The 1,243-nt window shown below is 45.5% G+C and carries 1 protein-coding gene; it reads right to left on the bottom strand.

Features of this window, described 5'->3' with window-relative positions:
• Positions 1 to 136: 136 nt before the first annotated feature.
• A partial coding sequence (locus QT992_RS33400) for a reverse transcriptase domain-containing protein (RefSeq protein WP_333378766.1) occupies positions 137 to 1,243 on the bottom strand: 1,107 nt, incomplete at its 5' end.

Below are 1,243 nucleotides of genomic sequence, written 5' to 3'. Positions count from 1 at the left end.
TTGAAATACTCACCGGCATAAATGCGCGGTGATTCTTGACGCTTCATAGGGTTCTGCTAACCGTTGCTAGTCTAACAATCCCTCTGCGCCCGTTTTGAGTCGTGGCGATTCCCCATGGTTGAGTCGATGGGAGGTATTATCCTCCGCACCTCTCAGTTAGATCCGGACGTGCTGGTTTCCCCGCATCCGGCTCCCGATGTTCTTGGCTTTCGCCTTTGCTCATGTGGAGATAATCGTGGCAGCTTTCGTGAACCGCTAAGAGGTTATTAGTTTTCGAGTTATTATGGTTTCCATCTACATGGTGTAGATGTACCTTTTCGTCGCCTAGCATTTTTAGACCACATTTCCCACATTTATGGTTTTGCCGTTTTAAGGCTTTAGAGGTGTCGCCGTCATAGAGCTTGCTGTTACGCTCACTCCAGTAGGCTATATCTCCGTCGTAGGGGGATTTCTCCCCTTTGACATTGACAAATTTGTTTTCGGAGTAAGAAACTGCCGGGAACGCTTTTTCTATCAATTTCTTGACAGTATAACGATTCTTTTTTGCTTCCTTATTGAATACCTTGAAGGCTCTATTTTGGATGAACCACAGTGAAAACCGCGACCCATCCAATTTACAGTAGCGGTGGTAATTTCTCCAGCCTCTAACCACAGGGGCTAATTTCTCAGCCTTGAGTGTGGCTCCATAATTCGAGTTGTTGACGATGTGTTTTACCTTCTGACAGAACGCTTTAAAATTGTCCACTGATGGAACGCATCTAAATTTCCCGTTGTTTTGCACTTTGAAATGCCAACCGAGGAAGTCAAACCCATCTGTCGTAGCTGTTAGCTTGGTTTTCTTTTCACTAACCTTCATACCTCGTTCTGCCAGAAATTCGCTGACTTTATCAAGTATTGCCTCCGCATCATCTTTAGGTTTCAGAATTATTACCATGTCATCCGCGTAACGGACTGATTGGTGTATTTCCTCAATCCCACTGAGAGCGATGTTGGCGAGTAATGGACTTACCACGCCCCCTTGCGGGGTTCCTTGTTCGGGAAATTCTGGATTAACTCCTGATTTTAGACAGCGGAATATTCCGGTCTTGATGCCTTTTGGGGCGATGAGTCGTTCCATTATGCTGGTGTGGCTTATCATGTCGAAGCATTTTTCGATATCGAGTTCGATAACCCGTTTCTCTATTCCGTTGCTATTAGAGCGTAGATTATGAAACAGTTTTTTCTGCGCGTCGTGCGCCGACCT

The sequence above is a fragment of the Microcoleus sp. T3_D1 genome (assembly GCF_036700405.1).
Lineage (GTDB): Bacteria > Cyanobacteriota > Cyanobacteriia > Cyanobacteriales > Microcoleaceae > Microcoleus.
The sequence above is the reverse complement of the archived record's forward strand: the minus strand, read 5'-3'. Positions and strand labels throughout refer to the sequence as shown.